Here is a 24,831-nt window from a genome sequence, read left to right on the forward strand (position 1 = left end):
CAATTTCCCCTCTCAGTAAACAAAATACGCAACAGTACGCGGGTTTTGTCTAAATATTTTTTGTAAGAATGTGTTTTTAAAAACAGGATGCCGGGAATTTAGCCCGAATAAAGAATATAATATAAATCTTTGTTGAGGTTCGTCAATAAAAAGTGAAACTGGAGGTGTCATGATGAGTGAACAAACCAAAGCTTTGATCAAAGATGCTGCAACTCAATTGTTTTATGCCAATGGATTTCATGGAACGTCTGTCCGAGATATTGCCAAAAAAGCAAAAGTAAACCAAGCTTTAATCTCATACTATTATGGTGGAAAGCAAGCTTTATTTGAATCTCTTGTAACTGAATTCTTTGAAGGGTATGTTCATACAATTGAAACCACTCTTCATGCATGTCAGGATGACGCGACCAAAGCTTTACGTGAAATCATTGAACGAGTACTTACTTATCAACAGTCCTGTCACTTGTTAGCACGAATGGCTCATCGTGAAATGACGCTGGATTCAACACTTGTACGCGAATTAATGAGTACGTATTTAAGAAAAGAACAGTATTTGTTGGAGCAGGTTGTTGCAGGATGTATGGCTCAGTTAAAGCAAAATAAGTTGCCTGTAGATTTAGTTGTTCTTCAATTAAGAAATATGCTTATTCTACCATATTCATCCCCACAATATTTAAGAGAATTGTTTTTATTAACACCCGCAGATCATTTATTTACTAAGCGTTATGTTCAACATACTCAAGCATGGATGAAAACGGTCTTTCAATTACCTGAAAAAACACCGAAGTCTCGTCTGTTACATGTGTAATTGATCGACACCTGCAAGAAGTGCAGAAGCAGAGTGAGCGTCAGAACCATAAACAAGCTTAATTCCTTTATTTAAAGCTGCTTGAGCAATAGAAGCTGGAGGATATGTCTCTCCGCAGTCTGGTTTCATAACTCCTGCGCCATTGTAATCAAGTTCCATATGGTTTTGTTTAACGGCATCAAGGATTAAATTTATTTCATGGTTAAAAGACAACTTTGCAGGGTGTTTTTTTCTAAATTTATGGCAAAGCGTCATATGACCAACTCTTTTTGGCTTAAAGCTACCTAAATTTGCTTTAACAGAGGATAAGACCGTTTCATAATACTTTTTATAGAGCAGGTCAACTGATCCTAATTGTTTAGCCATTGTTTTAAAAACAGCTGGACTGTAGTCCATACAATAATAAGAGCCATTGATAAGCAAGAAATGAACAGATAAGATGCTGTCGTCAAGAAAAGGTCCGACATCATTTAAAAAGGTTGTTGTGTTTTGTTCATAACCAATTAAGTAATCAATTTCTAAACCGGTGAGTATGTCCAAATGAGAGGCATACTCTTTTTTTAGTTGATCAATTAACGAAAAATAGTGCGGCAAATCAGCTTCTTTCATGGCGCTGTCTTGAGCCGGTGTTGGATCAGTAAAGCCTGCTGGAAGTGGGGCATGCTCAGTGAAGGTTATCGTCTCGATTCCATGTGCAATCGCGCGTTCACAATAGGAAGCCATGGTATCGGAAGAGCCATGAGGGCAAAAAGGCGAATGAATATGTCCGTCTCTTTTTATCATATTTACCTCCCATATTGTTTTTTAATTTAAGTTTAGTAAATAATTGTCCGAAAGAACAGGTAGAATTACCTTTTGTAACGAATATGAAAAACAGTTCAATTTGTCGAACACTATATGGTGAATATGCACACAAATTGTCGCTTTCGTGCTATTATATTACGTAATAGAACAGTGATAAAGTAGGAATGGTTTAAATAGAAGGTACTTGAAGTGAAGAAGGGCAGCAGAGGGGAGTTTCGCGTGGATATATTGGTTATCATTATTAGTATTTTATTAGTCCTCATTACAGTAGGTACAGCTGTAGGTATATTTATTAGGCGAACGATACATAAGTCAGTAGACGAATTAGATGAACGTAAAACAAGTTTACTTAACCGCAATATGTCGGATGAAATTGCCAAAGTGAAAAAACTACGTATGTCAGGTGAGACAGAACAAAAATTTGAAGCTTGGCGTAAAGACTGGGATGAAATTATTGAGTCAATTCTCCCAAGTATTGAAGAACAATTGATTGATATTGAGGAATTGGCTGGGAAATATAGAATTCGAAAGGCGAAAGAACAATTATCATGGGTGGAAAATCGGTTAATTACTGTTGAACAACAGCTGGATATTATGGTCGAGGATATTGATCGACTTGTTTCAGCAGAGCAGAAAAATAGAGCTGAAATTTCCTCGATAAAAGAAATGTATCAAGAATTATCAAGTGAGTTATTAAAGCGGCGTGGTTCGTATGGAGAAGTTATTCGTGAGTTAGATAATGAGATGCAAGAAAACAAAGAGGCGCTTACGTCTTTTGAAGAATCAACCGAAAATGGTAGCTATCTGCAAGCGCGTAAACAATTAATTGAGATAAAAGAGCGATTAACTACATTAAACGAGCAAATGGATAGAATCCCGTTTCTTCTTGTTCAAGCGCGTACGACTTTGCCTGGAGAACTAAGAAACTTACAGATAGGGATTAAGCAGATGGAAGATGATGGCTATCATCTGGGCTCTTTTTCGTTTGATACAAAAATAGATCACTTCCAATCTGAATTAGAGCGTGCGGGAGCGGCGTTAAAAGAATTAAAAGTAACCGAGGCTAATACGATCTTAGAAACAATCCAGCAGGAAACGGAGCAAATGTATGAAACCCTAGAGGATGAAGTTTCTTTTAAAAATAAATTGCAGAGTAAGCTGCCCGTTTTGCGCGAGAAGGTAGCAGATGCAAGTGATCAAATGCAGAAATTACTTCATGAAACCACACATGTGCAAAAAAGTTATTTAATTGCTAAAGAAGAGACACAGCTTCAAACGGCGTTGCAAAAAGACCTAAGACAATCTCAAAGTCAATTAAATGTGATTGTTGACGTAACGGAAAATCAAAAGCAAACTTTTTCTTCTATTTATGAAATGGCGGAAAAATGGCTTGAGCAGATGGAAAGCCTTTCAAATGGAATTAAGGAAAGCATTGAGCGGTTACAGCGTTTGCGGAAGGAAGAAATAAAGGCGCAAGAAAAAGTAAACCAGCTTCGTGAAGTGCTTTTAGAAACAAAACGAATCGTATATAAGAGCAATTTGCCAGGGGTTCCAGTTTCTCATTTAGAATCGCTTGATCAAGCAGAAGGGAAATTGACTGAGGCAAAAGAAGCGCTGAGTCAATTACCTTTAGAAATGAATGAAGTGGAAGATTTGGTTAGTGAAGCGGGAACTGAAATAGAAGAAAACGCGAAAGAGATTACTCAGATGGTGGAAACAGCAAAGCTAGCTGAGCACTCCATTCAATATAGCAATCGATTCCGTGGGCAAAGTGAGACAGTGCGTGAAGCTTTAAATGAAGCAGAGGAAGCTTTTTTGCGCTATGAATATGATCTGGCATTAGACCTTGTTCAAAAAGCGGTATCAAAATATGAACCTGATTTAATTAATAAAGTAACAAGACATATGAGTGCATAAAAACGTAGCTTTTTAGCTACGTTTTTTAGTTCTTTTAACAATCGTTTAGCTTATATGCTAAGATAGTCGTTGAGCTTCAACTGTATAAGGTAAAGGAGTTTTCCAAAAATCATGATCTATTTAGACAATAGTGCAACAACACGTCCTTATGAAGACGTTTTGCAAGTATACACAACAATAGCACGAAATTACTTTGGCAACCCCTCGTCACTGCATACGCTAGGAATGGAGTCAGAAAACGTTTTAGTACAAGCAAAAAAACGCTTGGGTGCGTTTCTTCATTGTGCAACAGATCAAATTGTGCTTACTTCAGGTGGGACAGAGGCAAATGCTCTAGCTATTCATGGGTCGGTTAAACGAAAACCAGGGGCGCATATCATTACAACAACCGTAGAGCATGCTTCAATATACGAAAATATGCAGCTGTTAGAACAAAACGGATATGATGTTACGTACTTACAAGCTGATAAATATGGTTTTATAACGGTTGAACAAGTGAAAAAGGCGATGCAATCAAATACAGCACTTGTTAGTATATGTCATGTACAAGGCGAGCTCGGGACAATACAGCCGATTGACGAAATCGGTGATTTTCTCCAACATTATCCTCAAGTGAAGTACCATGTTGATGCTGTTCAAAGCTTACTCAAAGTGCCTTTTTCTATAAATCATGCCAAGGTTGATTTGTTAAGCTTATCTTCACATAAGATTCACGGCACGAAAGGAACTGGAATGCTCTATGTTCGAAATGCAAAAAGTATTGATTCTCTTTACAGAGGGGGAGAGCAAGAGCAATTGATTCGACCAGGCACAGAGCATGTAGCAGGAGCGGCGGGTTTTGCTAAAGCTCTTGGTATTGGAGCTAAAAAGCTGGAGACTGAACCGGTTCGATTAGGCAACTTGCAAAAACGACTTTTTTTGGAGCTTAAGGATGTAGACGGTATACGCATAAACTCCCCTTTGGAAAATGTAGCACCTCACATTGTTAATTTTTCAATTGCAGGTTTGAAGGCGGAAGTGCTCGTTCAATCTTTAGCGCAAAAAAATATCTACGTATCGACACAATCTGCTTGCTCAGTAAAGTCAGGTAAACCAAGTCGCATTTTATTAGGGGCTGATTTAAGCAAGGAAATTGCAGAGAGCGCAATTCGAATTAGTTTATCTTTTGAGACTATGGAAGAAGAAATTGAAACGTGTATTCAAGCAATAAAATCGATTGTACCAAAGCTTCAGGAGGTAAAGTCAGGATGAAATTAGATCACATCGTTGTACGATATGGAGAACTTGCACTAAAAGGGAAGAACAGAAGCCATTTTGAGAAATTATTATTAGCTAATATTAGACAAGTGTTAAAACCATTTAAAGATGTAAAAGCAAAGCGCATTCAAGGAAGAATTATTATTCAATTAAACGAAGAGAAGTATGAACCGATTAAAGAAGCACTAACGTCCGTTTTTGGAATTTATTCATTCAGTTTAGCACTTAAGGTTGAAAATGAGTTAGATGCGATTCAACAAGGAGCACTTTACTTGCTTCAGCAGCAAAATGACGTGAAAACGTTTAAGGTTTCTGCTAGAAGAGCCAATAAAACATTTCATGTAAACTCTCAAGAATTAAATCACCTTGTTGGTGGTTTTATCTTAAAGAATATGGAAGAAACATTAAAAGTTGATGTTCATAACCCAGATGTTGATATTACAGTTGACGTTAGGGAACTTGCTACGTATATTACCGGTGGTGCCGTTCAAGGCGCAAAAGGATTACCGGTTGGGGCAAGCGGAAGAGTCCTTCATTTACTTTCAGGTGGAATTGATTCACCTGTGGCTGCTCATATGTTAATGGGGCGAGGATCAGAGGTAGAAATGCTGCACTTTCATAGTCCACCCTATACGAATGAACGAGCAAAGCAAAAAGTCCTTGATTTAACAAAACAACTTACAAAGTATGGATCTACTATTAAGGTCCATCTTGTACCATTCACTGATATTCAGACGCATATACACAAAGAAGTTCCTTCAAACTATGAGATGACGATTATGCGAAGAATGATGATGAGAATCGCAGATCAAGTGGCAGAACAAAGAGGAATCTTAGCGATTTCTAACGGAGAAAGTCTCGGTCAAGTTGCATCCCAGACCTTAGAAAGTATGAATACAATTAATGAAGTAACCACGCTGCCAGTATTACGTCCTTTACTTGCTGTAGACAAAGAAGCAACCATCGCTCATGCAAAAAAAATCGGTACGTATTCCTTATCGATTTTGCCGTATGAAGATTGTTGCACAATCTTTTTACCGACGGATTCGAAAACAAAACCAAAACGAAAAGGTGCTGCGAAGTTTGAGCAGTATGTTGAAGTTGAAATGAAGTGTCAAGAAGCTGTAGCATCAATTGAAACAATCGAAATAACAGCATCAACAAACGAGTCTGAACTTGAGATGTTATTTTAAAAATTTACCAGTTTTAAATCATGTATGTTCTGCCTCCATTCGCGCATTCTAGAAGTACCGAAGGAGGTGAAACACATGTCTAACACAAACAACTTAGTCGTACCTGGTGTACAACAAGCTCTTGATCAAATGAAATACGAGATTGCTTCTGAATTTGGAGTAAATCTTGGACCGGATTCAACTGCTCGTGCTAACGGATCTGTAGGTGGAGAAATCACTAAACGTCTTGTCGCTCAAGCTGAGCAACAAATGGGTGGTTACCAAAAGTAATTATATATATATGACTTGGAGCAGGGACATCCCCTGCTCCTTTTTAATTCCAACGTAAAAGTAACAGTGATATACTAACCAGAGATGAAAGGGGGAGTTGAAGGTGGGTACGCTTTGGTTTAACGGGACCTTTATCTCAATGGGGCAAGAGCATGAGACGTTTGAAGCAATTTATGAAAGAGATGGAAAAATAATTGATTGTGGATCAAAACATGAGCTGTTAGAGAAATGGAAAAATGAAATTCTACATAAAAAAAATGCAAATGGTACATTTGTTTTTCCTGGTTTTGTTGATAGTCACCTGCATTTAATCGGTCATGGACAAAAGCTTCTGCGATTAGATTTATCCAAGTGTAACAAGCAAGAGGCGCTTGATCAGTTAAAAATATTGTCTGCTCGTGATGTTGAATGGATAGAAGCGTTAGGATGGAACGAGCACAATGATCCGAATCATGATACGTTAACGATCGATGATTTAAATGCAATTAGTCAGACGCGCCCTGTTTTTGTCATGCGAATCTGTCGACATGCAGCATATGTTAATCAAACAGCATTGCAAATGGCAGGAATTGACGAGTCAACTGCAGACCCAGCGGGTGGTCGTATTGAAAGAGACGAGGATGGGAACCTAACAGGCGTGTTACATGACGCTGCGGTTACACTTGTTCAAAACTGTATGCCGCCATTATCTAGACAAAGTGTCAAACGAGCGTTAGAAACCGCTATACAAGATTGTTATCGTCATGGATTAACAGGCGGTCACACAGAAGATCTCCATTATTACAATGGACTCGTTGAAACGATGGAGATTTATGAAGAAACAATTAATGATAGGCAACCATTTCGGGCTCACCTTCTTATTCATCATGAGGAGCTTGATGCCTATGATTATTCTCATTACAAAAATAAAAGAGAGATCAGCCCTTTTATTGAATTAGGTGCTTTAAAGATATTTGCAGACGGAGCCCTAGGAGGAAGAACAGCAGCCCTTAGTTCACCCTATTCGGATGATCCAGAAACGACAGGTTTGTTAATACATACGGAAGATAAGCTTAAAAACCTTGTTGAGAGTGCGAGAGGACGACAACTGGGTGTAGCAATTCATGTCATTGGGGATCAAGCGCTAGATATGGCCTTGACGGCAATTGAAGAGGCTCCGGTCGTTTCGATGCGCGACCGATTAATTCATGTTCAAATTGCTCGAAAAGATTTGTTTAAGCGAATAAAACAACTGCCATTAATTGTTGATATTCAACCACGCTTTGTTGTTTCTGATTTTCCATGGGTCATTGAAAGGCTTGGTCAAGATCGGTTACCTTACTCATTTGCTTGGAAAACACTTCTTTTAAATGGGATACCTTGTGCAGGCGGTTCAGATGCTCCAATTGAACCGGTTGAACCGCTGCTCGGCATTCACGCTGCAATAGCCCGTAAGGAACCAGGTAAGGATGGACCAGTTTACGGCGAAAGCGAAAAGCTTACTCCTTTTGAAGCTGTTTCTTTATTTACAACTGGCAGCGCTTTTGCAATTGGAAAAGAACATGAAAGAGGACAAATAAAACCCGGGTTTGATGCAGATTTTACTATTCTAGATCAAAATCTTTTAATTGCTGATGAAAAGACCATTTTGAACGCAGAAGTGGTGGCGACGATTGTGAATGGAAAAACGGTTTATCATAACGAGAGGTTTGAAGAGATAGGAGATGAACGAATTGAAAGCTAGACGATGGATTGCACTGGGGATTGGAGCTTTTGTGCTTATATTCTCATTTATTACGACTATATCATTTGCTTTACAAACATACACGCAAGGTACTGCCTTAAGTGGGGGTGAGCAAACGGTTGTTCGTGAAGGGAATACAAGTGGTCAAATTGCTTTACTAGAAATAAGTGGTCCCATTATCAACTCAGGAGAAGAAGGTTTTTTTGCTAGTGGTGGCTATAATCATCAGTCGTTCTTAAACGGTTTAAATGCGGTAATGACTGATCGCCAAGTCGAGGGCATCATAATCAGTGTAGATTCACCTGGTGGAGGGGTACTGGAATCAGCGGAAATTCATCGTTTGGTTGAGGAAGCACAGTCAGTCCATGAAAAACCCGTTTTCGTTTCAATGGGAGGAATGGCTGCTTCTGGAGGCTACTATATCGCAGCACCGGCTGAACGAATTTTTGCTCATCCTCAAACCCTTACAGGATCAATTGGTGTTATTATGAGCTCAATTAACGTCAGTGAATTACTAGAGAACATTGGTGTAGAAGAAAATGTTTATAAAAGTGGACCATATAAAGACATTTTGTCTCCAACACGTGAGCCTTTGGAAGAAGAGGATGAGATTATTCAAGCAATAGTAGATGAATATTATCAGGAGTTTGTTGACATAATTGCAGACGGAAGAGGAATGGATGAAGATCGTGTACGTGAGCTAGGCGATGGACGAATTTACACTGGTAGGCAAGCGTTAGAGGAGGGCTTGATTGACGATTTGGGCAGCATTGACGATGTAATTGATGAGATGCAGGCACATTTAGGAGCTAACTATCAAGTGGTAACGTCTCAAGTAAATCAAGGATTCGGTGGTTTATTTGGCATGACGGTTGATCGGTTGTTTGGGGACACTGAGTTAAAAATGGACTTTAATCAACCACGTCCACTTTATATGTATAACTATGAGTGAGGTGGTTTAATTGGATAAAAGCGTCGTGACAAGCAATGGAAGGGTAAAGCGTCATTTAAGGAAAGAAATCATAAGCGATGCAATCTCTGAATCTGTAGACAAGGTTGAAAAAATAGATTCGGTCCGTTATGCAGGATTTTGGATGAGATTGTGGGCATTTTTATTTGACCTGTTGCTCGTAAGTGCAATCAATGGTGCCATAGTAGGTACCTGGTTGCCATTTATTCAGGGCGATAGTTCAATGATGGAAATGATTTGGTCTGTTGTCGTCATTCCATCGTTCTTATACGCAACCTTATTCTTTCTTTACTTTAGTTTAATGACAAGATATTTTTCTCAAACACTGGGAAAAATGATTTTCGGGATAAAGGTAGTGCAAAAGGATGGTAGAAGACTGACGTGGTCAACTATTATCTTTAGAGAAGGTGTCGGCCGCTTTTTACATCAAGCGCCACTTCCTGCCAATTTTAATTTAATTATGTATGTCGTAATTGCATGCACACCCAAAAAACAAGGTGTTCATGACTTAATTGCAGAAACATACGTTGTCCATATAGATTAACCAACTGAATGATTCAGTTGGTTTTTTTTGGTCGTTTTTGTACATAGTAGAGAATAAAGGGGGCAGAGACGTTGCCAATTTGGTCCATTATTAGTGTGTTAGCTGTTGTTGTTTTGTTCATTATTGTTCTAAATTTGCGTGTACGTCTGTCAGTATTTTATACGAAACATCAAAAAAACGATCAGTTAACGTTGAAAATAACGATTGCTGGAAAGAAAATATATGAACTCGATGCACCTTTAATCGATTTAGATCTGAAAACCACCTCGGTTTCTGTAACAGAAAATCAACAAAACCTTGGAAGAAAAAAGACTAAAAAAAAACGATTTACATTTAACACAGTAAAAAAAATGATAAGAGAGAGCAGAGAGTGGGTTCGGCTTTTTCCTGCATTTAAAAGAGGGTTATACCGCTTTTTGAAACATGCTACCATACATACCTTTTCACTAAAAACCGAGTTTGGCACTGGTGATGCTGCTTTAACAGCTCAAATGAGTGGTGTTATTTGGGGTGTGGTTTCATATGTAATAGGCTGGATCTCAACAAAAGTTCAATGGAAGGCTCAGCAAGAGGTTCTCGTCATCCCACACTTTCAAGCAGCAGGGTTTAAATTTTCTTTTTCATGCATAGCGTCGTTTAGAGTCGGACACGCTATGTATACAGCTCTATATGTCTTGGTAAGTTACCGTGGAAGAAAAAAAGCAAGAAAATCCAACGTTTCTCATGCAGAAGCAGCAGGATAAGGAGGAGTGGAAACAATGTCTGAACATCCAATTCAAGGATTAATGAAAACTGCGATGGAGAATATTAAGGCGATGGCTGATGTAAACACCATTATAGGTGACCCGGTCGAGACTCCTGATGGCAGCATTATCATGCCTGTTTCTAAAGTAGGTTTTGGTTTCGCAGCAGGTGGTAGTGAGTTTTACACAGAACATTCTCATGCACATGATGAACATGGGCATCCTTTTGGTGGAGGAAGTGGCGGCGGTGTTTCGATTACACCAATCGCATTTCTTGTAGTGAATAGCAAAGGAATTAATATGGTGCATTTAGATAGTTCAACTCACCTCTATGATCGCCTATTAGATTTAGCTCCGCAGGCGTTTGATAAGATTCAACATTTATTTAAGCATGACGGTGAACAACATCATGAAACGCATAAACCATACGAAGATCCTTTAATTTAAAAAAAGAGAGAAAGCATTTGCTTTCTCTCTTTTTTCTGCCGCTACTGTGTGTCGGCCATTCTTCTTACTTGCAGTTTTTTCAGTTTGCGATGATGCAATAAGCGGTAGGCAACGACGGCTAACAAAACGACGAATGCAGATACAAAATACATAAACGAATATGAGGTTCCAGTAACTAAGAACCCTAATGTGAATGACCCAACACCAATTCCTAAGTCATACAGAATATAAAATGTACTTGTTGCTTGTACAGCTTGGCTACGCGTAACTGATTGAACAGCAAGTGTTTGAAAGCTTGGTAACACTGAACCAAAGCCTGCTCCCATAAATATGGCTGCTATTAAAAAGGCGACTAAACTCGTTGCTTGTGACAAAAGAAATAAGCCACATGCGAATAAGAGTAATGTTGGATAGAGAACGGCATTTTCACCAAAGCGATCGAATAGTCTTCCGGTAAAGAAGCGTGAGATCAAAAGAACAATGGCGTACACAATAAAAAAGAGACTTGCAGCTGATTCCAACTGCAGTGATGTAGCGTACAGCGTTATAAAGCTTAAAATACCGCCGTAAGCGAATGAGGCGATAGCAGAAATAAAGCTAACAGACATCGCATTTGGTGCAATAAAGCGATTAATGGACAAAGGTTCTGGAGGTTTTCGATTTGCTTTAAAAACAATCAATGTAGCGAGAAGAAAACCAATTCCAGATAGCCCAACGGTTAGTATAAATAACCAAGTAAAGGAGCCATGCTCGACGACTTGTAAGCCAACAACAGGACCAATGACCATAGCTAAGCTCATGAACATGCTATAATATCCAACCGCTTCTCCCTGACGGTTAGCCGGAGAAAGGACGATCGCCAAAGCACCTGCTGCAGTAGTTGCAACACCAAACCCTAATCCTTGCAAGAAGCGTAAAAAAAGAAGCCATTCAAAGGATAATGACCAAATGTGAAGTACTGCAGAAATAAAAACGACGAAAAACGATGTTAACAATACTCTTTTTTCACCAAAGCGATCAATAATTAAGCCTGCAAACAAACGGGCAATAACAGAAGCAGCAATAAAGGAGGCCATAATGAGGCCAATTTGTGTTTCAGATACGCTAAGAACGGTTAGAGCATATAGTGGTAAGGTAGGAATAAATAAATTAAAGATCATAAACAATGTAAATGCACTAAAGCAAATAAACAAAAATGTGGGTGTCCACAAAGGCTGTTTAGACAAAAGGTCACTTCCTCACTTTATAGACGAATCGCTCTACAAGTTTAGAATGAAAATCAATTTCAGTCAAATTCATGATTAATGCTTTATGTGAGCAAGTCCTTTGCATTAGAATGCCAAACCTGTGTACTATTTAGAAGAGATAAAAGCGATTAAAGGAGGAGTTTTAAAATGGCACAACTTACGTTTAAGCAAAATCCAGTAACGTTAATTGGAAATGAAGTAAAGGTGGGAGATCAAGCCCCGAATTTTACTGTATTGGCTAACGATTTATCTGAAGTGACATTAAATGACTCGAAAGGCAAGGTTCGTTTAATAAGTGTTGTTCCGTCAATTGATACAGGTGTGTGTGATGCACAAACAAGACGATTTAACGAAGCGGCTTCAGACTTAACAAATACGGTTGTTCTAACAGTAAGTGTTGACTTACCGTTTGCTCAGAAAAGATGGTGTGCTGCTGAAGGGATTGAACAGGTCCAAACGTTATCGGATCACCGTGACCTTTCTTTCGGACAAGCTTACGGGGTTGCGATCAAAGAATTGCGCCTGTTAGCAAGGGCAGTCTTTGTTATTAATGAAAAGGATGAAGTGGTTCATGCAGAGTACGTAAAAGAAGTGACCGATCATCCAGATTACGAGGAAGCGCTGAAGCAAGCGAAAAACGCATAACGATCAAGTCCACTGCTTAGTCAGTGGACTTATTTACGTCAAGCTTGTACAATACAATGCAGATCAAAGCGTCAGAAAAGGTGATAATAATGGAAACAACGAATGTAACAAAGTTATTTGAGTATCTTGACCAAACGTCAGATAAGTTAGCTCATCAATCACAGTTAACCTATTTAGAAGCACTAGCGGAAGCAGGGGATAATTTATTTGAGGGAACCATTTTGCAATCTCTTTCCCCTGCAGACGAGGAAGAAGTGCAAGAGTTGCTAGATAAGGTCAAGCAACTTGAGTGGAAGCAGGAAGAAGTACGCAAAGCATTTCAACTTGGGGTAATAAAAGGGATGAAGGGAGCGGTCCAGCCCAATCACTCCATGACTCCAGATGCCGTCAGTTTGTTTATAAGCTACTTAGTGAATAAACTCGTACAGGATCGTGAAAATACAGAGCTTCTCGATTTAGCGGTTGGATCGGGTAACTTATTGTTTGCTATTTGCAACAACGCGACAACTCCAATTGAAGCAAGCGGATTTGAAGTTGACGAGACGTTATTAAAAAACGCATACTCAAGCGCTAATTTACAACAGCATCAGATTCATCTCTATCACCAAGATAGCTTGCAAGTTGTCCCTCAGAAAACAGATTTGGTAGTCAGTGATTTACCAATAGGTTACTACCCGAAAGATGATGTGGCTTCTTCATTTGAGTTAAAAGCGAAAGAAGGTCACTCTTATATTCATCATTTGATGATTGAACAAGGAATTAAATCCCTAAATGATGGAGGGTTTGCGCTATTTGTTATTCCAAACTTCTTGTTTGAAAGTGATCAGTCAGCGGCTTTGCATGCTTATTTAAAAAAGGATGCTGTTGTATTGGGACTTCTACAATTACCGTCATCGATGTTTTCTAATGTTCAGCAACAGAAAAGTATCTTGCTGCTACAAAAGAAAAAAGAGGGAATTCCAGTGCCGCAACAAGCGCTATTTGCTGAGTTACCGACTTTCTCAAATAAAGAAGCGATGCAGGATATGGTGAAACAAATTAATCGCTGGTTTGAGGAGCAATTAAAACGCTAGGAGGTCTAGCGTTTTTTTGTATTCGAAAAAGACGAAATTCATGCTTTTTTGGCACTAATTTAATGTATGCGCTTTACCAATTATGCCCGCTTGAAATCAAGCTTTCACAATGCTTAAATGGTATAGATGGATAGAAAAAAGGAGTGCAAAAAAAATCATGGCAACTATTATGGCGATTAATGCAGGAAGCTCTTCGTTAAAATTTCAACTTTTATCGATGCCTGAAGAGAAAGTAATCACAAAAGGGCTAGTCGAGCGTATTGGAATGAAGGATTCTGTATTTACGATTGAAGCAAATAACGATGAACATGTCACAACAACTGATATAGCGAATCATGCAGATGCAGTGAAATTATTGCTTGAGCAACTAACAAGCTTGTCTATTATTGCTTCATTAGATGAGATTGAAGGAATTGGACATCGTGTTGTTCACGGTGGAGAGAAATTTAATGACTCTATTTTAATTACGGATGAAGTTCTTGCTGGAATTGAAGAAGTCACAGAGCTTGCGCCATTGCATAATCCGGCCAATATAACTGGAATTAAAGCATTCAAGGAGGTTCTTCCTTCTGTCCCAGCTGTAGCGGTTTTTGATACAGCTTTCCACCAGACAATGCCGGAAAGTGCTTATTTGTACAGCTTGCCTTATGAATACTATGAGAAGTACGGTGTTCGTAAATATGGGTTTCACGGAACCTCACACAAATATGTATCCCAGCGTGCAGCTGAAATTCTAGATCGTCCGGTTGAAGATCTTCGTATTCTGTCTTGTCATCTTGGTAATGGTGCTAGTATTGCAGCAATTAAAGGCGGCGAATCAATTGATACGTCAATGGGCTTTACGCCACTTGCAGGAGTAACAATGGGAACTCGCTCAGGGAATATTGATCCTGCGCTTATTCCTTACATTATGGAGAAAACAGATCAGACAGTTGACGAAGTTGTGTCTACGCTTAATAAGAAAAGTGGCCTTCTTGGAATCACTGGTTTCTCAAGCGATTTGCGTGATATCGAGTCAGCAGCTGAAGAAGGTAACGATCGTGCACAAGTTGCTTTAGATGTTTTCACATCACGCATCCATAAATACATCGGATCGTATGCTGCGAGAATGGGCGGAGTCGATGTCATTATCTTTACTGCTGGTATTGGAGAGAACAGCTCAACAATCCGTGAACGAGTGCTTAAAGGTTTAGAGTTTATGGGTGTTGAAGCGGATCTTTCTAAGAACAACGTGCGTGGAAAAGAAACCATGCTGCATACGGATTCTTCAAAAGTAAAAATCATGATTATCCCGACAAATGAAGAAGTAATGATTGCTCGTGATACTGTGCGTTTAACATGATAAAAGCTAGGCGTAAGCCTAGCTTTTTTTGTTTCTTAAAAAGGAGAATTAGTACCAGGACAATTCAAGTTATTATGTTACCTATGATTATGATTCGTTTTGCCTTTTTCTGTGCCGTCAGCTACTATTAAAGTAGAGGTGCGTGTAATGACAACTACAGGGTTTTATATGATTAGAGATCGAGACATAAAGCAAGCATCAAACGGTTCTCTATATGCTAACTTTACTTTGCAACAACAGCATCACCTTCTATCAGCGAGGCTGTGGGATATAACGGAGGAGCAGCAGGAAAAATTCGTGTTAAAATCCGTAATCAAAGTAGAAGGAACGTTGGAGACATATCGATCAAAACAGCAACTAACGATTCAAAAAATTAGATTAGCAACAGAAGAAGATCAAATCAATCGAACAGAATTGATTTCTAAAAAAGGTTTATCGAGAGAAGATTTATGGCATGAGTTACGGATGATGATGGATGAAGTAGAATCACCTATCCTTCAGCAATTAATAAAAGTAGTCTATGGAGACCGTGGAATTCGAGAAAAAATAACAACAATGCCTGCATCCAAAAAGTACCATCATGCGTATTATGCGGGACTTTTAGAGCAAATTGTAGAATTAATGTACGCAGCAATGCAAGTACTGCCACTTTATCGGCAAGTTAATAAAGACATTGTGTTGGCACTTTGTTTGCTTGGTGATATTGGCAAAATTAAAGCATTAACTGATCCACTAACCCCAAGCTACACAAAGACAGGTGAATTAATAGGACAGTTGGTTCTTACAGTTGAAATGATTAATCAAGCAGCAGTTTCACAAGAGATTGACCCTAATCAAGATGAATTACAAGCTTTGAAACACGGTGTTTTAGCTCAATACCCATCAGCTGAAGGTGGCCAAATTCAACCTAAAACAGCGGAAGCGCTGCTCTATTATTATATTAAGAAAATGAATACGGAATTAAAAGTACTGGAACAAATGGGTGAACAAGAGGATATTTTTCCATACATCGATCTATTTAAAAGGAATATGGTCGTTTATTCCAAATGGCAGGAGGGCGATAAGGAATGAATGTGAATCAACAGATTAATCAGCGCATAAAGACGTACGAAAAAACGTTGCTTAGTGATGCACTTGATTACTCTCCATTACAAAAAAAATCATATGAACATGACTGGATTAAGTCGATAGAGCCTTTATGTATGCAATTGAACCATGTGTTAAATCAAGAGATTTTTCTTAAAAAGAATGAATCAAGTGTGCAGTTGCATCGGTCCGATTCGCCTACAATTTTTCAAGAAAAAGAAGCGCAGCTCGACTTAGAATTAACTAAATTAAGAATGATAACGTTTGGACAAGGTTTTCTATTATCGAAATCGAACAAGCGAATGAGTATAGATTTACCTTTACAAATATGGGCATGTTTACGTGCTGTGCAGCGTATTGCTCACTTCTATGGATTTTCATCGCGTTCTTCGTTTGAGGCAATCTATACGATGCGAATTCTCAACTACAGCTTTTTGCCAAGCAAAGCAAAGCTGGAAGAATGGAACTTATTAGCTGAAGAAATGAATGATGCAAGAAACAACCAGCCGCTTTATTTTGGAAAAGAAGACATTGTTAGTCAAGAGACGGGCCAAGTATTAATAAAGCAAGTTGCAAAGTGGGCCATTATCAGTCAAATTAATCACTCAAAGCTTCCGGGGAAACGATTTTTAAGTGGTGTTATAAATGCAGGGACAACGTATCGGCAAGTAAAAACAACGACCATTGATTCTAGAATGTTTTATAGTAAACGTTGGTTAATAATGAATACATAAGTCAAGGATAGGCTCTCATAAATGGGGCCTATTTTTTCGGAATTCATTCTTAAAAAATCTCTTGCCAAAAAAGATCAAGACTGTTAAAGTAATGTATATTAATTAATTTAATTTGTTTTTTATGCAAACCGATCACGTGTATTCGGTTTATTTTTTAAAACTAAATGTATAAAAATAATAAAAAGAGAATGTTTATTCATTGTGGAGGGGAATTTAAATGACAAAAGAAAAAGTAGTATTGGCATATTCTGGTGGATTAGACACATCTGTAGCAGTAAAGTGGTTAGCTGATAAAGGGTACGATGTTATTGCAGTTGGACTTGATGTCGGAGAAGGCAAAGATCTTGAATTTGTGAAACAAAAAGCATTAACAGTTGGAGCGAGTCAATCGTACACAATTGATGCGAAAAAAGAGTTTGCGGAGGATTTTGTGCTTCCAGCATTACAAGCTCATGCACTCTATGAACAAAAGTATCCGCTTGTATCTGCACTTTCTCGTCCCCTTATCTCCAAAAAATTAGTTGAAATTGCTGAACAGACAGGGGCGACCGCTGTTGCACACGGCTGTACGGGCAAAGGAAATGACCAAGTTCGCTTTGAAGTGTCCATTCAAGCGTTAAATCCAGATTTAAAAGTATTGGCACCTGTACGAGAATGGGCTTGGTCAAGAGATGAGGAAATTGAATATGCAAAAGCGCATAATATCCCAATTCCGGTTGATTTAGACAATCCGTATTCCGTTGATCAGAACTTATGGGGAAGAAGTAATGAATGTGGCATTTTAGAAGATCCATGGGCAACACCACCAGAAGGTGCTTACGAATTAACAGCACCTCTTGAACAAACTCCTGATGTCGCGGATGTAATTGAAATTAAATTTGATCAAGGAAAACCAGTAGCGATTAATGGAACTTTATTGCCGCTTGATCAGCTCATTCTTGAGCTAAATGAGATTGCCGGAAAGCATGGCGTTGGAAGAATTGACCACGTTGAAAACAGACTTGTTGGTATTAAATCACGCGAAGTATATGAATGCCCTGGAGCTATGACATTAATTAAAGCACATAAAGAATTAGAAGATTTAACGTTACCAAAAGAACTTGCTCATTTTAAACCGATTATTGAAAAGAAATTAACTGAAGTCATTTATGAGGGACTATGGTTCTCAAGCCTTCAACCAGCATTACGCGCATTTTTAAAAGAATCACAGCAGCATGTAACAGGCGTTGTTCGTGTGAAATTATTTAAAGGCCACGCTGTTGTCGAAGGCAGAAAATCTCCTTATTCACTGTATAATGAGAAGCTAGCAACTTATACAGCGGACGATGAATTTGATCATCACGCAGCTGTTGGCTTTATATCTCTATGGGGCCTGCCAACAAAGGTGCATAGCAAAGTCGTTCAAGAGAAAAAGGAGGTTACATCGTGACAAAGCTTTGGGGCGGTCGATTTACTAAATCCGCTGAAAAATGGGTCGATGAATTTGGTGCATCAATCGGCTTTGACCAAAAACTTGTATATCAAGATATTCAAGGCAGTTTAGCCCATGTAACGATGCTCAAAGCCTGTCAAATTATTTCTATAGAAGAAGCGGATCAAATTATAGCTGGCCTAAAGACGCTTAAACAGAAAGCGGAACAAGGGCAGCTTGACTATGAAGTAGCGCAAGAAGATATTCATTTAAATATTGAGAAACAATTGATCGATGAGATTGGACCTGTGGGGGGCAAACTTCACACTGGAAGAAGTAGAAACGATCAAGTTGCTACAGACATGCATCTTTACCTTAAGACTGAAACGAAAGAAATAATGGAATCGATTCGCGCATTGCAAGAAGCTATCGTTCTTCAAGCCCAGCAACATGTGGAAACATTAATTCCTGGATATACACACTTACAGAGAGCACAACCGGTTTCTTTTGCCCACCACTTGCTTGCTTATTTCTGGATGCTTGAGCGGGATTTTGGACGACTTAAAGATAGTTTGAAGCGTGTAAACGTCTCTCCACTTGGAGCTGGCGCGTTAGCGGGTACCACTTTCCCAATTGATCGAGAAATGACCGCTCAATTGTTAGGGTTCGAGGGTATTTATGAAAACAGTCTTGATGCGGTTAGCGATCGCGATTTTATTATTGAATTTTTGGCGGCTTCTTCGACCTTAATGATGCACTTATCTCGTTTCTGTGAAGAACTTATTTTATGGTCATCACAAGAATTTCAGTTTATTGAAATGGATGATACGTTTGCCACAGGCTCAAGCATCATGCCGCAAAAAAAGAACCCAGATATGGCAGAGCTGATTCGTGGAAAAACGGGTCGCGTTTATGGAAATCTCTTTGCACTACTAACGACATTAAAAGGTTTACCACTGGCTTATAATAAAGATATGCAAGAAGACAAAGAAGGAATGTTTGATACTGTTCAAACGGTAAAGGGCTCACTTCAAATCTTTGCCGGAATGATTGAAACGATGTCAGTAAAAGAAGAAAAGATGAACGCTGCCGTTTCACAAGATTTTTCTAATGCAACGGAACTTGCCGACTACCTAGCGATCAAAGGTGTGCCATTTCGTGATGCGCATGAAATCGTTGGACGGCTTGTGTTAACGGCCATTCAAAAAGGCGTTTACTTGCTTGACTTATCAATGGACGAGTATCGACAGGCTAGTTCATTTTTCGAAGAAGATATTTATGAAGTGCTCCAACCGAAAACCGTCGTTGCTCGTAGAAATAGTGCAGGTGGAACGGGATTTGATCAAGTTCAGAAAGCATTAGAAAAAGCGAAAACAATTATTCATCCTTAAAAAACTCTTTAAAAAGGGTTTTTTCTTTGTCATAAATTCCACCAATTGAAGGAAGGCTAATTGTAGGAGGCGATTCAATTGGATAAGGATAAACTTGCTAGTCAACTTGAAGAGGGAGAAGATATAATTCACCACCAACTTCTTGCATCTTATGAGCAAGGTACGATTGACAATCAAAAAAATGAAGTAGAAAAGAAAGAAAGTACGAATAGCAATGAATAAGAAGATAGGGGAAGCACAAGGATATGATTTTTCTTGTGCTTTTTTTTATTACAGAGAACCATAATCCTTTCAGAAGCTAACACTAATAGTCATTTAATTTTGCTTTGTAACTGAAAGATGTTGTATCTTTGAATGGGAGGTGGATCATTTATGAGACATGCGCTCATTACAGCTGGAACAAAAGGTCTCGGTTTAAAAGTAACAGAGGCTTTGTTGAAAAATGGCTATTCAGTAACAGTTACATATTATAGTGATGAAAAGCGAGCTGCTGAATTAGCAAATCAATGGGATAAGAATGTGTTGCAGCTTATAAAGGCCGATGTTGGAAATAAAGCAGATTGTGAGATGCTTGTAAAAAATGCCCTCCTTTTCAAAGGAAGAATTGATTTATTCATTCATAATGCTGGCCCATATATTTTTGAGAAGAAAAAATTGGTTGATTATGAAGATCACGAGTGGAACAAGATGATTAATGGCAATTTACATTCCGCATATTATCTTTTAAAACAAATTGTGCCTGCTATGAGAGTGCAACATTTTGGAAGAATTGTCTTTTATGGCTTTCAAGGAGCCAATAATGCTCCTGGTTGGATCTACCGATCAGCTTATGCAGCAGCTAAAGTTGGTTTAGTTAGTTTAATGAAGACAATATCAATTGAAGAAGCTGAGTATGGAATTACCGCAAATATGGTTTGTCCAGGTAATATTATGGGGGAGATGAAGGAAGCCTCAATTGAAGAAGCAAGGCATCAAACTGATAACAACACGCCAATCGGTCGTTCAGGTACTGGAGAAGACATCGCGCGTACCGTTTTATTTTTGAGCGAAGATGAGGCTGATATGGTTACTGGAACTGTAATCGAAGTGACCGGTGGAGTGGACGTTATTCATCGCTATCGTTAGAGAATAAAATAAATTCTTTTAACGCACCTTATAAGAAAGAGGTGACGTGATGAAAAACGTGAGCAGAATGATTTTTTTTACCATTGTTTTTATGCTTATCCAATCTTTGTCAGTTCATGCTGCCTCAGGGACAGAATTGATGAACTGTTTTTCCGTTCGTATAACAATCGTGGAGAACGAACTTGAGCATGAATGGGAGTTTGATAATCCAAATCGCTATGAATATGAAAAAGGAAATACGGTGATAAAAGGTGAAAAAGCTAAAGCAGAGGTAACAAGCTTGCTGAAAGAGCTCCAGCTTTCAGAAAAGAAAACAAAAGAGGATTATGCCATTATTCTTAAACATAAGTTTCCCGAGCTAGAACAATTTGAAATTCATTGGATGAACCGCGATAGTGAGCGATTTGTTTGGAAAATGAGCATATAAACACGTTAAAAAACAGCCTTCCTACTTGTAGGAAGGCTGTTTGCTTATTCTTTTGAACGAACAGGGATGGTTAATAAAGTTTTTGGGAAAATAGTTAAGCTTTCTAAGCCGTCAGCTGTAACAACGACATCATCTTCTATGCGAACACCTGCAACTTGAGGTACATAGATTCCTGGTTCAATTGTAAACGTCATCCCCTCGAGTAAAACATCTTCGTTTGCTTGACTCATTGAAGGAAACTCATGAACATCAATCCCTAATCCGTGACCAAGTCGGTGGGGGAAGTAAGCACCATAACCAGCTTCTTCAATAACAGATCGTGCGGTTAAATCAAGTTGGCCGATAACGGTACCTGGTTTTCCTTTATCAATAGCCGCTAGCTGTGCATTTAAGACCGTTTGATAAATTTGGCCAGCTTCTTCCGATACTTCACCATATGCGACAGTCCGAGTAATATCGGAGCAATAGCCATCAACAACAACGCCTAAATCAAATAAGACAAATTCATCTTCTTTAAGTTGGCGATTTCCAGGCTTGCCATGTGGTGAAGCAGCATGATCTCCGAAAAGAACGGTTGTTTGAAACGACATTTCACGAATACCTTGTTTCTTTAGCTGATACTCAATTTCCGCAATAACTTCAAGCTCTGTTATGCCTGTATAAAGTGCGTTTACGCCAAATTCAATGCCAGCATCCGCAAATGCAGCTGCCTCTTGCAGCGTCTCTAATTCTGCATCTGTTTTGATTAAACGCTGCTTCATCATTAATGACTCACAGTCAGCAAACGTTACATCACGATCTAATAATTGTAATGCTAAAACTCGTTCATATGAGAGGGTTCGTTCTTCAATTAAAATGAGGGATCCAGGCGAAAGCAAATGAGATACACGCTGTTTAATCAGTTGCCAAACATTATCATGATCATAGTAGGTTAGCAATTCTCCACCGTATCCAGCTTCGCGTACAACCTCTTCCTCCATTTTCGGAATAACAAGGAAGTATTCATCTTTGAAAACAAGAAGCGCGATCAGCCTTTCATGAGGATTTGCCCGTAATCCAGTTAAATAATAAACGTTCTCCTTGCTCGTTAGAAATGCAAATGCAGCTTGTTTCTGTACCAATTCGTTTTGTAATGTCTTTGTTCTTAAAAGTTCCATCATCACGCTCCCTTTCTCAAACTCTATTATAGTTGAAATCTGTCTGAATGTTTAGGGGAAAGGTGAAAAGGTTATTGAGATTAATGATAGTAAATCTGAGAGGAGTATTAAACATGGAAGTTAGTTATCATGGTCATTCAGTAGTAAAAATAAAAACAAGGGATAAGACGATTTTGATTGATCCATTTCTATCAGGTAATGAATTAACAGATTTAGTACCAGACAAGGAACAGCCAGATGTTATTTTGCTCACGCACGGACATAATGATCATGTAGGTGATACGGTAGAGATCGCAAAGAGGACAGGCGCGCTAGTCGTGGCAGTTGCAGAACTTGCGACATACATGAGTTTTCGTGGGGTTGAGAATGTTCATCCAATGTCAATTGGTGGTGCGTATGAATTTGATTTCGGTCGTGTGAAATTCACTCAAGCTTTTCATGGTTCTTCATACACAGAGGAGGAAGAACAACGGATCGTTTATACAGGAATGCCTGGAGGAATTTTATTTGAGGCTGAAGGAAAAGTTATTTACCATATGGGGGATACAGCATTATATAGTGACATGAAGCTGATTAGAGAACGCAATCAAATTGATGTAGCGTTTGTCCCGATTGGTGATAACTTTACCATGGGTCCAGAAGATGCAAAAACTGCTGTAGAGTGGATTGGTGCAAACGTTTCAGTTCCAATTCATTTCAATACGTTCCCGCCTATAAAACAAGACCCACAAGCATTTGTTGAAAGTTTAGACTCGAACAAAGGGCAAGTTCTTGCAGTGGGTGAAAGCATAAATCTGTAAAATAAATCCAACATGACGGAGCGTAAGTGCTCCGTTTGTTGGTCTTTTTTTTGCTGGAATTTCATAAAGTAGGACAAGGAGGGGACTAAAATGAAACAACGTTCAATCATTTGTATACTGCTTGCATGCATTTTAGGTGCTTACGCTTTTGAGCGACTGCCTTTTGATGAGGGCGGTTTAAACCAGGTTTTTGCTTATAGTTGGTTGGGATTTTGTGCAGTAGTCATCGTAGGCAATGGACTAGCCTTTATTCACTCAGTCAAAAAACAGAAAGGGAGGCAGACGCAAAGCAAAACGAACGTCGTCCATGAAAAACAACGTCAGTTTGGATAAGAAGTTGCTTGGGTACCATATCAAGTCGTATACTTGTGAGGAACGAGTGAATCGGTGAAAGAGTGGTGCCCAACGTGACAACAAAACATGAACAAATCATTGAATACATCTCGCAACTTCCAATTGGCGGAAAAATATCTGTTCGACAAGTTGCAAAAGCCATGTCCGTTAGTGAAGGAACAGCATACCGGGCAATAAAAGAATCTGAAACTCAAGGACTCGTATCAACAATTGAACGAGTTGGAACGATACGAATCGAGAAGAAGAAAAAAGATAATATTGAAAAATTAACCTATGCTGAAGTCGTAAACATTGTGGATGGACAAGTCTTAGGTGGTAGACAAGGCCTACATAAAACGCTTAATCGATTTGTCATTGGTGCAATGAAAACGGAAGCAATGATGCGCTACGTTACGGCTGGCAATTTATTAATTGTCGGAAATCGTTATCAAGTCCACAAGATAGCGCTTGAAACGGGGGCTGCTGTTTTGATAACCGGAGGGTTTGATACGAGCTCTGATGTTATTAAACGAGCAGATGAACTAAATTTGCCAGTCATTTCTACTTCCTATGATACATTTACAGTGGCAGCAATGATTAATCGAGCGATTTACGACCAGTTAATAAAAAAAGAAATTATTTTAGTAGACGATATTTTAATTCCGTTAGACGAAACGTTTTATTTGGAAATGGGGTCACCTATAAGCCGATGGCAAGAATTAAATGAGCAAACTGGACACAGTCGCTACCCGGTTGTTGATCAAACGTTAAAAGTTCGTGGAATGGTTGCTGCAAAAGATGTGTTTGATCAACCAAAAGAATTAGTAATTGAAAAGGTCATGACCTCTAGTCCAATAACGGTAAATGAGCGAACTTCGATTGCTGCAGTTGCTCATATGATGGTTTGGCAAGGAATTGAATTGCTACCAGTTACAGATAGTCAGCGTAAGCTTATTGGTGTTGTTAGTCGTCAAGATGTACTAAAAGCGATGCAAACGACGCAACGACAGCCTCATGTGGGTGAAACGATCGAGGAGATTGTTACAAGTCGAATGGAAGAAGTAGAAAACCAGCAAGAAATTGAGTTTACGGTTGATATTACGCCGCAAATGACAGACCAAATGGGAACCATTTCTTACGGGGTCGTTGTCACATTAATGGTTGAAGCGGCTAAAAGAATGATGAGAAAACATAAACGAGGGGATATTGTTTTAGAGAATCTAACGCTTTATTTTTTGAAGCCTGTGCAGATTGAAAGTCAAATAAAAGTTTTACCTCAAATATTAGAAATTGGGAGAAAGCATGGCAAGTTTGATGTAGAACTGTATCGTGAAGGCGAACGAGTTGGCAAAGGGCTTCTTACAGCACAATTAATAGAATGAAA

Annotated in this window: 26 protein-coding genes; 23 read left to right on the forward strand and 3 right to left on the reverse strand. The window is 38.9% G+C overall.

Annotated features, from left to right (window positions below):
- The first annotated feature begins 172 nt into the window (after nt 1–172).
- Nucleotides 173–808, forward strand: coding sequence for a forespore capture DNA-binding protein RefZ (gene refZ / locus JOC54_RS08175; protein WP_035421904.1), 636 nt, complete (start codon nt 173–175; stop codon nt 806–808).
- Here refZ and hisJ read toward each other — a convergent pair.
- Nucleotides 797–1,591 (reverse strand): histidinol-phosphatase HisJ, encoded by a 795-nt coding sequence (gene hisJ, locus JOC54_RS08180; protein WP_204465615.1) that lies wholly within the window; start codon nt 1,589–1,591, stop codon nt 797–799. The genes refZ and hisJ overlap by 12 nt on opposite strands.
- Nucleotides 1,592–1,831: 240 nt before the next feature.
- Between hisJ and ezrA the strand changes: the two genes are divergently transcribed.
- The 9 genes from ezrA to ytfJ all read left to right on the forward strand — a co-directional run bounded on the left by ezrA (nt 1,832) and on the right by ytfJ (nt 10,676).
- Entirely contained in the window at nt 1,832–3,529 is a 1,698-nt protein-coding gene (ezrA, locus tag JOC54_RS08185; protein ID WP_204465617.1) for a septation ring formation regulator EzrA, read from the forward strand.
- Nucleotides 3,530–3,640: 111 nt separating this feature from the next.
- Nucleotides 3,641–4,780: a cysteine desulfurase family protein gene (locus JOC54_RS08190; RefSeq protein ID WP_204465619.1), complete on the forward strand. Its 1,140-nt coding sequence runs from the start codon at nt 3,641–3,643 to the stop codon at nt 4,778–4,780.
- A complete protein-coding gene (gene thiI / locus JOC54_RS08195) occupies nt 4,777–5,979 on the forward strand; it encodes a tRNA uracil 4-sulfurtransferase ThiI (protein WP_204465621.1) in 1,203 nt (400 codons plus the stop codon). The genes JOC54_RS08190 and thiI overlap by 4 nt, the downstream gene beginning before the upstream one ends.
- A gap of 75 nt (nt 5,980–6,054) precedes the next feature.
- Nucleotides 6,055–6,249: an alpha/beta-type small acid-soluble spore protein gene (locus tag JOC54_RS08200; protein ID WP_035421902.1), complete on the forward strand. Its 195-nt coding sequence runs from the start codon at nt 6,055–6,057 to the stop codon at nt 6,247–6,249.
- Nucleotides 6,250–6,352: 103 nt separating this feature from the next.
- Nucleotides 6,353–7,972 (forward strand): amidohydrolase, encoded by a 1,620-nt coding sequence (locus JOC54_RS08205; protein ID WP_204465623.1) that lies wholly within the window; start codon nt 6,353–6,355, stop codon nt 7,970–7,972.
- Entirely contained in the window at nt 7,953–8,924 is a 972-nt protein-coding gene (gene sppA / locus JOC54_RS08210) for a signal peptide peptidase SppA (RefSeq protein WP_437183523.1), read from the forward strand. The genes JOC54_RS08205 and sppA overlap by 20 nt, the downstream gene beginning before the upstream one ends.
- A gap of 10 nt (nt 8,925–8,934) precedes the next feature.
- Nucleotides 8,935–9,486 (forward strand): RDD family protein, encoded by a 552-nt coding sequence (locus tag JOC54_RS08215; protein WP_035421899.1) that lies wholly within the window; start codon nt 8,935–8,937, stop codon nt 9,484–9,486.
- A gap of 95 nt (nt 9,487–9,581) precedes the next feature.
- The gene (locus JOC54_RS23355) at nt 9,582–10,229 is read left to right on the forward strand and encodes a DUF2953 domain-containing protein (RefSeq protein ID WP_204465627.1); all 648 of its coding nucleotides are present in this window, start codon (nt 9,582–9,584) and stop codon (nt 10,227–10,229) included.
- A gap of 15 nt (nt 10,230–10,244) precedes the next feature.
- Nucleotides 10,245–10,676 carry a GerW family sporulation protein gene (gene ytfJ / locus JOC54_RS08225; protein ID WP_054795119.1) on the forward strand — a complete coding sequence of 144 codons (432 nt, stop codon included), beginning with the start codon at nt 10,245–10,247 and terminating at the stop codon, nt 10,674–10,676.
- 41 nt (nt 10,677–10,717) lie between these two features.
- On the opposite strand, the gene JOC54_RS08230 is transcribed toward ytfJ, so the two are convergent.
- The gene (locus JOC54_RS08230) at nt 10,718–11,902 is read right to left on the reverse strand and encodes an MFS transporter (RefSeq protein ID WP_204465629.1); all 1,185 of its coding nucleotides are present in this window, start codon (nt 11,900–11,902) and stop codon (nt 10,718–10,720) included.
- Between the two features lie 168 nt (nt 11,903–12,070).
- Here JOC54_RS08230 and tpx point away from each other — a divergent pair, with 168 nt between their 5' ends.
- The 10 genes from tpx (at nt 12,071) to JOC54_RS08280 (ending at nt 21,157) form a co-directional block, all read left to right on the forward strand.
- Nucleotides 12,071–12,568, forward strand: a complete 498-nt coding sequence (gene tpx, locus JOC54_RS08235; RefSeq protein WP_035440260.1) for a thiol peroxidase — start codon at nt 12,071–12,073, stop codon at nt 12,566–12,568.
- A gap of 89 nt (nt 12,569–12,657) precedes the next feature.
- Complete coding sequence (locus JOC54_RS08240; RefSeq protein WP_204465631.1) at nt 12,658–13,641, forward strand: class I SAM-dependent methyltransferase; 984 nt, start codon at nt 12,658–12,660, stop codon at nt 13,639–13,641.
- A 157-nt stretch (nt 13,642–13,798) separates the two neighbouring features.
- Entirely contained in the window at nt 13,799–14,983 is a 1,185-nt protein-coding gene (locus JOC54_RS08245) for an acetate kinase (RefSeq protein WP_054795117.1), read from the forward strand.
- A gap of 147 nt (nt 14,984–15,130) precedes the next feature.
- Nucleotides 15,131–16,054 carry a CMP-binding protein gene (locus JOC54_RS08250; RefSeq protein ID WP_204465633.1) on the forward strand — a complete coding sequence of 308 codons (924 nt, stop codon included), beginning with the start codon at nt 15,131–15,133 and terminating at the stop codon, nt 16,052–16,054.
- The gene (locus JOC54_RS08255; RefSeq protein WP_204465636.1) at nt 16,051–16,803 is read left to right on the forward strand and encodes an EcsC family protein; all 753 of its coding nucleotides are present in this window, start codon (nt 16,051–16,053) and stop codon (nt 16,801–16,803) included. The genes JOC54_RS08250 and JOC54_RS08255 overlap by 4 nt, the downstream gene beginning before the upstream one ends.
- 217 nt (nt 16,804–17,020) lie before the next feature.
- Nucleotides 17,021–18,232, forward strand: coding sequence for an argininosuccinate synthase (locus JOC54_RS08260; protein ID WP_204465638.1), 1,212 nt, complete (start codon nt 17,021–17,023; stop codon nt 18,230–18,232).
- The gene (gene argH / locus JOC54_RS08265) at nt 18,229–19,605 is read left to right on the forward strand and encodes an argininosuccinate lyase (RefSeq protein ID WP_204465640.1); all 1,377 of its coding nucleotides are present in this window, start codon (nt 18,229–18,231) and stop codon (nt 19,603–19,605) included. Before JOC54_RS08260 ends, argH begins: the two co-directional genes overlap by 4 nt.
- Before the next feature lie 78 nt (nt 19,606–19,683).
- Nucleotides 19,684–19,827, forward strand: a complete 144-nt coding sequence (locus JOC54_RS08270; RefSeq protein ID WP_204465642.1) for a hypothetical protein — start codon at nt 19,684–19,686, stop codon at nt 19,825–19,827.
- A gap of 132 nt (nt 19,828–19,959) precedes the next feature.
- On the forward strand, nt 19,960–20,730 hold the full coding sequence (locus JOC54_RS08275; RefSeq protein WP_235194704.1) for an SDR family oxidoreductase: 771 nt from the start codon (nt 19,960–19,962) through the stop codon (nt 20,728–20,730).
- Between the two features lie 49 nt (nt 20,731–20,779).
- Nucleotides 20,780–21,157, forward strand: a complete 378-nt coding sequence (locus tag JOC54_RS08280) for a hypothetical protein (protein ID WP_204465644.1) — start codon at nt 20,780–20,782, stop codon at nt 21,155–21,157.
- A gap of 44 nt (nt 21,158–21,201) precedes the next feature.
- Here the strand turns inward: JOC54_RS08280 and JOC54_RS08285 are convergent, their stop codons facing one another.
- Complete coding sequence (locus tag JOC54_RS08285; RefSeq protein WP_204465646.1) at nt 21,202–22,314, reverse strand: M24 family metallopeptidase; 1,113 nt, start codon at nt 22,312–22,314, stop codon at nt 21,202–21,204.
- A 113-nt stretch (nt 22,315–22,427) separates the two neighbouring features.
- Here JOC54_RS08285 and JOC54_RS08290 point away from each other — a divergent pair, with 113 nt between their 5' ends.
- From JOC54_RS08290 to JOC54_RS08300, 3 genes are all read left to right on the forward strand, one after another.
- Entirely contained in the window at nt 22,428–23,114 is a 687-nt protein-coding gene (locus JOC54_RS08290) for a metal-dependent hydrolase (protein ID WP_204465648.1), read from the forward strand.
- A 90-nt stretch (nt 23,115–23,204) separates the two neighbouring features.
- On the forward strand, nt 23,205–23,447 hold the full coding sequence (locus JOC54_RS08295) for a hypothetical protein (RefSeq protein WP_204465650.1): 243 nt from the start codon (nt 23,205–23,207) through the stop codon (nt 23,445–23,447).
- 74 nt (nt 23,448–23,521) lie between these two features.
- Nucleotides 23,522–24,829, forward strand: coding sequence for a DRTGG domain-containing protein (locus JOC54_RS08300; RefSeq protein ID WP_035421530.1), 1,308 nt, complete (start codon nt 23,522–23,524; stop codon nt 24,827–24,829).
- Nucleotides 24,830–24,831 lie beyond the last annotated feature (2 nt).

It is taken from the genome of Shouchella xiaoxiensis, from assembly GCF_016907895.1.
GTDB classification, from domain to species: Bacteria; Bacillota; Bacilli; order Bacillales; family Bacillaceae_D; genus Shouchella; species Shouchella xiaoxiensis.

Excerpts from the sequence above, each read along its gene's own strand:
- sppA (WP_437183523.1), top strand. The coding sequence starts at position 7,953 with ATGAACGAATTGAAAGCTAGACGATGGATTGCACTGGGGATTGGAGCT.
- JOC54_RS08190 (WP_204465619.1), top strand. The coding sequence starts at position 3,641 with ATGATCTATTTAGACAATAGTGCAACAACACGTCCTTATGAAGACGTT.
- refZ (WP_035421904.1), top strand. The coding sequence starts at position 173 with ATGAGTGAACAAACCAAAGCTTTGATCAAAGATGCTGCAACTCAATTG.
- ytfJ (WP_054795119.1), top strand. The coding sequence starts at position 10,245 with ATGTCTGAACATCCAATTCAAGGATTAATGAAAACTGCGATGGAGAAT.
- JOC54_RS08295 (WP_204465650.1), top strand. The coding sequence starts at position 23,205 with ATGAAACAACGTTCAATCATTTGTATACTGCTTGCATGCATTTTAGGT.
- tpx (WP_035440260.1), top strand. The coding sequence starts at position 12,071 with ATGGCACAACTTACGTTTAAGCAAAATCCAGTAACGTTAATTGGAAAT.
- hisJ (WP_204465615.1), bottom strand. The coding sequence starts at position 1,591 with ATGATAAAAAGAGACGGACATATTCATTCGCCTTTTTGCCCTCATGGC.
- thiI (WP_204465621.1), top strand. The coding sequence starts at position 4,777 with ATGAAATTAGATCACATCGTTGTACGATATGGAGAACTTGCACTAAAA.
- JOC54_RS08290 (WP_204465648.1), top strand. The coding sequence starts at position 22,428 with ATGGAAGTTAGTTATCATGGTCATTCAGTAGTAAAAATAAAAACAAGG.
- JOC54_RS08250 (WP_204465633.1), top strand. The coding sequence starts at position 15,131 with ATGACAACTACAGGGTTTTATATGATTAGAGATCGAGACATAAAGCAA.
- JOC54_RS08255 (WP_204465636.1), top strand. The coding sequence starts at position 16,051 with ATGAATGTGAATCAACAGATTAATCAGCGCATAAAGACGTACGAAAAA.
- JOC54_RS08200 (WP_035421902.1), top strand. The coding sequence starts at position 6,055 with ATGTCTAACACAAACAACTTAGTCGTACCTGGTGTACAACAAGCTCTT.
- JOC54_RS08280 (WP_204465644.1), top strand. The coding sequence starts at position 20,780 with ATGAAAAACGTGAGCAGAATGATTTTTTTTACCATTGTTTTTATGCTT.
- JOC54_RS08275 (WP_235194704.1), top strand. The coding sequence starts at position 19,960 with ATGGGAGGTGGATCATTTATGAGACATGCGCTCATTACAGCTGGAACA.
- JOC54_RS08260 (WP_204465638.1), top strand. The coding sequence starts at position 17,021 with ATGACAAAAGAAAAAGTAGTATTGGCATATTCTGGTGGATTAGACACA.
- JOC54_RS08285 (WP_204465646.1), bottom strand. The coding sequence starts at position 22,314 with ATGGAACTTTTAAGAACAAAGACATTACAAAACGAATTGGTACAGAAA.
- JOC54_RS08245 (WP_054795117.1), top strand. The coding sequence starts at position 13,799 with ATGGCAACTATTATGGCGATTAATGCAGGAAGCTCTTCGTTAAAATTT.
- JOC54_RS08240 (WP_204465631.1), top strand. The coding sequence starts at position 12,658 with ATGGAAACAACGAATGTAACAAAGTTATTTGAGTATCTTGACCAAACG.